The sequence below is a fragment of the Pseudomonas sp. K5002 genome, from assembly GCF_013386655.1.
In the GTDB taxonomy this organism is placed as follows: Bacteria; Pseudomonadota; Gammaproteobacteria; order Pseudomonadales; family Pseudomonadaceae; genus Aquipseudomonas.
In genome coordinates, this window is record NZ_JACARK010000522.1 from 1 (window position 1) to 5,193 (window position 5,193).

The window sequence follows — 5,193 nt, forward strand, 5'->3', positions numbered from 1 at the left end:
CAGGTAGTTCAACGACAACTGGCTGATCAGGCGCCAGGCCTTGGCGTCATGGGCATGGCTGGCGCGCGGGCGGCTTGGCCCGGCGACGCAGCGCACGGCCAATACCGGCGCACTGTCGGCCAGGGTGAAGTCGGTCTTGCCGTTGCCCACGCTCATGAACAGGGGCAAGTCGCGGTTAGTGCACAGTGCGGTCACGCCCAGTTGGCGCAGGTCATGGCGGTACGGGGCTTGCTGGGTGTCCACCAGGCTGACGAAGGTTTCGCTGCCCACATAGGTGGAGCGCGGCCCGTTGCGGCGCTGGTCGCTGGACAACACGCGGGGTTCGCGACGCACCGTGTAGTAAGCCTGGTCACGGCCATAGCGCGACGGATCGCGTACTGCATAGAACGGCAGGAACGGCTGCTCCGGTCCGGTGCCGTGGCCCGTGATGCCGCTCAAGGAGTGAATCTCGAAATCCATCGGTCGCGTGCGGTCGGCGATCACATGGTGTTCGTTGACCCGCTCGGACAAGTGAATCCGGTCCACACGCTTGGGAAACAGGTTGATTGCCGGGGTGCAGAACGGCACGAATTGCGCCTTGCCGACGCTGCCTTCCAGGCTTGGATCGTGACGGTCGAACAGCACGATCAGTTCCAGTTCCTGGCCGTCACAGCGTTTGACTGCACGGCTCAGTTCAGCGAATTCAACGAACAGAAAACGGTGGGGCAGGGCGAAGTATTCCTGGAGCAAGCGATATCCCTGGAACGCTCTCGGCACCACCGGCATCGCCGCATCGGCGTCATCGAAACCCCGGGAGCGCAAGGCCTCCGGCGGCAGGCGCTCAACCCAGTCACCGCCGGGCTTGCGCGCGAACACCGCGCAGGCATTGCCCAGCAGTTGTTCGTAGAGGCGGAACGGTTGTTCGTCGGCACCGCTGAGGTACAGCGGCAAGTTATCCAGGGCGAGGCTGTTGAACGGCAGCTCGGCGCCGGTACGCAAGGTCAGGCGCAGGCCAGCCTTGGCCTTGGGTTCGCTGGCAGCCAAACGCCCGAGCACGGCGGACGGGTTGCCGAAGTACTCGGCCTGGGCGACCTGCAACGGCCACAGCGTCACCGGGTGCGCGGTGCGGTACTCGCAGCAGGTCTGGGTTTCGCGGCCCAAGGCGGCGCGCAGGACGGTGTCGCGGGGCAGTGGAAAACCACTGGCCAGGGAGCCTTCATCGGGATCGGCCTGCAACTGCACCACGGTCATCGACGGGGTCGGCGCCAGGTAGTGCGGGTAGGCGATCTCCAGCAGGTTGTTGGTGAAGGTCGGGTACTCGGCGTCGAGCTTGAGCTGGACCCGGGCCGTGAGATACGCAAAGCCTTCGAGCAAGCGTTCGACGTACGGGTCGGCGCAGTCCATGCCGGACAGGGTCAGCCGACTGGCGATCTTCGGGTATTCCTTGGCGAACTCGGCGGCGCTTTCGCGCACGTGGTGCAGTTCCTGGTTGTACAGCTCCAGCAGGCGCGGGTTCATGGGCGTCTCCGCTGGTCGGCATTGACCACACGCACATGGCCGGACTCCAGGTCCAGGTCGGTTTGCAGCAACAGGCGCAACGGCACCGGCTGCGCCCACAGGTCGCCTTCGATCTCGAAACTCAGGGCGTTGTGGTTCATCTCACCGTGGCCGACGCGTGCCTTGACCCGCAAGGTGTGGCGCAGGATGCGCGGCTCGAAGGTGGCGATGGCTTGTCGAATCAAGGCTTCCAGGGCGCTGATGTCGACACTGGAGACACTGTTGCCCGCCAGCGCCGGCAGCCCGTAATTGACCACCGACGTACCGGCAGGCGTGTGCAGCGTGGCATCGGCGTTGAGCAGTGAAGTGGTGTTGAGCAGCCACGTCAGGTCACGCAGCACCGAGGCTTTCAATTGGCTCAGGGACAGCACGCGTTTGTCGGCGCTTTCCTTGGGATTGGTCGGGTCATCGTCGGTCAACCGGTCCAGCAGGGACGGTTGCAGGCGATCGCGGGAAGCAATTTCAGTTACCACCAAAGCAGCTCCACGGACGGGTTGCGAGAGGAACAGGGGGCTTGCAGCCGCCACTTGGGGTGGCGGCTACAGGGGCAATCAGCGTTTGGTGTTGGAGCGAATGTTCCAGCCAAACTTGATCGCGCCGCCGTCTTTGGTGCCGTCGGCTTTCTGTGGCTGGTAGTCCACCATCACCTGGGCAAAGTTCAGGGTCACGTTTTCGGTCAGGCGGTCATCGCTGCCCGAACCGCCGGTGCTCAGGGAAGTGACCAGCACTTCTTCCAGGTTGATGATCATGTACTCGACCTGGCTTTCACCGCCGGCCTTGCGCACGGTCAGCGTGACCTTGTCGATGTGCTTGCCGCTCGCGCAGTGCATCATCAGGTTGGGCGAGGCCTTGTCGACGTACTTGGTCAGCGACAGGTCCTGGATGTTCACCTTGCCCGCACCGCCGCCACCGCCCACGTGCATGTTGCCGGACTGGGCCATGCCCCAGCTCCAGTTCAACACGTCGATTTCGTCCTTGTGGGCCTTGTCCATGGACTCGCCCTTGATGTCGCCGATCTTGATGAAAATATCAACAGCCATGTTTTCTCCCTGTGTGGTCTCAGCCACAGAATTTGTTAACGCTGATCGTTCCCACGCTCTGCGTGGTAACGCATCTTGTGACGCTCTGCGTCACTGGGACGCGGAGCGTCCCGGGCGGCATTCCCACGCGGAGCGTGGGAACGAGCGACGGTGTTACGCGCCTTTCGCCGAAGGCAGTTTCGATACCAGGCGCAGCGACACGGTCAGCCCTTCAAGCTGGTAGTGCGGGCGCAGGTAGAACCTGGAGTTGTAGTACCCCGGGTTGCCTTCGACGTCTTCCACGATCACTTCGGCGGCAGCCAACGGATGCTGGGCCTTGGTGGTTTCGGTGGAGTGCGCCGGGTCACCGTCGACGTAGTTGAGGATCCAGTCCTGCAACCAGCGTTGCATCTCGTCCTTCTCTTTGAAGGAACCGATCTTGTCGCGCACGATGCACTTCAAGTAGTGAGCGAAACGGCAGGTGGCGAACAGGTACGGCAGGCGCGCGGCCAGGTTGGCGTTGGCGGTGGCGTCCGGGTCATCGTATTCGGCCGGTTTCTGCAGCGACTGGGCGCCGATGAAGGCAGCGAAGTCGGTGTTTTTCTTGTGCAGCAGCGGCATGAAACCGTTCTTCGCCAGTTCCGCTTCGCGGCGGTCGCTGATAGCGATTTCGGTCGGGCACTTCATGTCCACGCCACCGTCATCCGTCGGGAAGGTGTGGGCCGGCAGGTTCTCGACTTCACCGCCCGACTCCACGCCACGGATGCGCGAGCACCAGCCGAAGTGTTTGAACGAACGGTTGATGTTCACCGCCATCGCGTAAGCGGCGTTGGCCCAGGTGTACTTGGAGCTGTCGGCACCGTCGGTGTTTTCTTCGAAGGCGAAGGCTTCCACCGGATCGGTCTTGGCACCGTACGGCAGGCGCGCCAGGAAGCGCGGCATGGTCAGGCCGATGTAGCGCGAGTCTTCCGATTCACGCAGCGAGCGCCAGCCGGCGTATTCCGGGGTGGTGAAGATCTTGGTCAGGTCGCGCGGGTTCGACAGTTCCTGCCACGAGCCCATGCCCATCACGGTTGGCGAAGCGGCGGCAATGAACGGTGCGTGCATGGCGGCGCAGACTTTCGACAGCTCGCCCAGCAGCTCCACGTCGGGAGGCGACTGGTCGAAGTAGTAGTCGCCCACCAGGCAACCGTAGGGTTCGCCGCCGAACTGGCCGTATTCTTCTTCGTACATCTTCTTGAAGATCGGGCTCTGGTCCCACGCGGTGCCCTTGAATTTCTTCAGGGTCTTGTGCAGGTCCGGCTTGGAGATGTTGAGCACGCGAATCTTCAGCTGCTCATCGCTCTCGGTGTTGTTCACCAGGTAGTGCAGGCCACGCCAGGCGCTTTCCAGCTGCTGGAAATCCTGGTGATGGATGATCTGGTTGACCTGGGCGGTGAGCTTGGCGTCGATGGCGGCGATGATCGATTCGATCGACTTGATCGCGTCGTTGGACACCAGGTCGGTCTGGGCCAGAGCCTGCTCGGCCAGGGTGCGCACAGCGGTTTCCACGGCTTCGCGGGCACGCTCGGTCTTGGGTTTGAATTCTTGCAGCAGCAGGTTCGCGAACTCGCTGGCTTCTTCGGTGGTACCCAGGATCTGGGTGCCTTCGCGGGCGGTATTGTCAGTCATGATTACTGCTCCCCTGCAGGCTTGGGCGCGCTGGCAAGTGCCTGAAGCAGTGCCGGGTCCTTGATCGCCTTCATGATGATTTCTTCAGCGCCGGTCTTGCCGTCCATGTAGGTCAGCAGGTTGGCCAGTTGGGTGCGGGCTTCGAGCAGTTGCTTGAGCGAATCGACCTTGCGCGCCACAGCGGCGGGGCTGAAGTCGTCCATGCTTTCGAAGGTGATGTCCAGGCTCAGGTTGCCTTCGCCGGTCAGCTCGTTGGGCACGTGGAACGCGACGCGTGGCTGCATGGCCTTGAGGCGCGAGTCGAAGTTGTCGACGTCCACTTCAAGGAACTTGCGGTCGGCCACAGGCGCCAGAGGCTCGGCGGGCTTGCCGGCGAGATCGGCCATCACGCCCATGACGAAGGGCAGCTGGACCTTTTTCTCGGCGCCGTAGAGCTCGACGTCGTACTCGATCTGCACCCGAGGCGCACGGTTGCGCGCGATGAATTTCTGAGAACTTTGCTTCGCCACGTTGCTGCTCCTGGTCGCTTGAGCGACGGTGTTGTAACTGCGCGATCCGTACGCTTATTCGCTGTCCGGTCCGCGCAGATTTTCAAATTGGGACATGCCGTCGGGAATCAGGTTGCGCACGATGGCCGCAAAGTCGGCGTGCACCAGATTCTTCGCTCGGTTCAACAGCACCGGCAGCGGGCTCGAAGGCTCGTGCCGGGTGTAGTACGCAAGGATCTTGTCGAGGCTGCGCAGCACTTCATCGCGGCTTGCGATGTCGCCGGTCGGGCGTGCTGCAACGGGCGCGGCGGCGTATTCAACCGAGGGGGCATTGTCGTCACTGACAACCTCGGGCTCGCTGGCGGCGCCGCTGTGTGGGGCGTATTGGTTAAGTATCTGCGCGGCCTGCTTGAGCAGTTGCTTCAAGGGGGCGAGGTCCACGCCCTGGGCGGAACCGACCTGGTCGCTGACGTATTGTT

6 protein-coding genes are annotated in these 5,193 nt (G+C 62.8%); all 6 read right to left on the reverse strand.

The window, feature by feature from the left end:
* Positions 1-1,497: type VI secretion system baseplate subunit TssF (gene tssF, locus HX846_RS22330; protein WP_178966107.1), on the reverse strand; the 1,497-nt coding region annotated here is incomplete at its 3' end.
* Positions 1,494-2,009 (reverse strand): type VI secretion system baseplate subunit TssE, encoded by a 516-nt coding sequence (tssE, locus tag HX846_RS22335; protein ID WP_003213348.1) that lies wholly within the window; start codon positions 2,007-2,009, stop codon positions 1,494-1,496. The genes tssE and tssF, both read right to left, overlap by 4 nt.
* A gap of 78 nt (positions 2,010-2,087) precedes the next feature.
* Positions 2,088-2,576, reverse strand: a complete 489-nt coding sequence (locus HX846_RS22340; RefSeq protein ID WP_003213345.1) for a type VI secretion system tube protein Hcp — start codon at positions 2,574-2,576, stop codon at positions 2,088-2,090.
* 153 nt (positions 2,577-2,729) lie between these two features.
* Positions 2,730-4,226 (reverse strand): type VI secretion system contractile sheath large subunit, encoded by a 1,497-nt coding sequence (gene tssC, locus HX846_RS22345; protein WP_003213343.1) that lies wholly within the window; start codon positions 4,224-4,226, stop codon positions 2,730-2,732.
* A gap of 2 nt (positions 4,227-4,228) precedes the next feature.
* Positions 4,229-4,735: a type VI secretion system contractile sheath small subunit gene (gene tssB, locus HX846_RS22350; protein ID WP_003213340.1), complete on the reverse strand. Its 507-nt coding sequence runs from the start codon at positions 4,733-4,735 to the stop codon at positions 4,229-4,231.
* Positions 4,736-4,789: 54 nt separating this feature from the next.
* Positions 4,790-5,193, reverse strand: a 404-nt coding sequence (locus HX846_RS22355) for an ImpA family type VI secretion system protein (RefSeq protein ID WP_372242009.1), incomplete at its 5' end; no start/stop codon positions are given.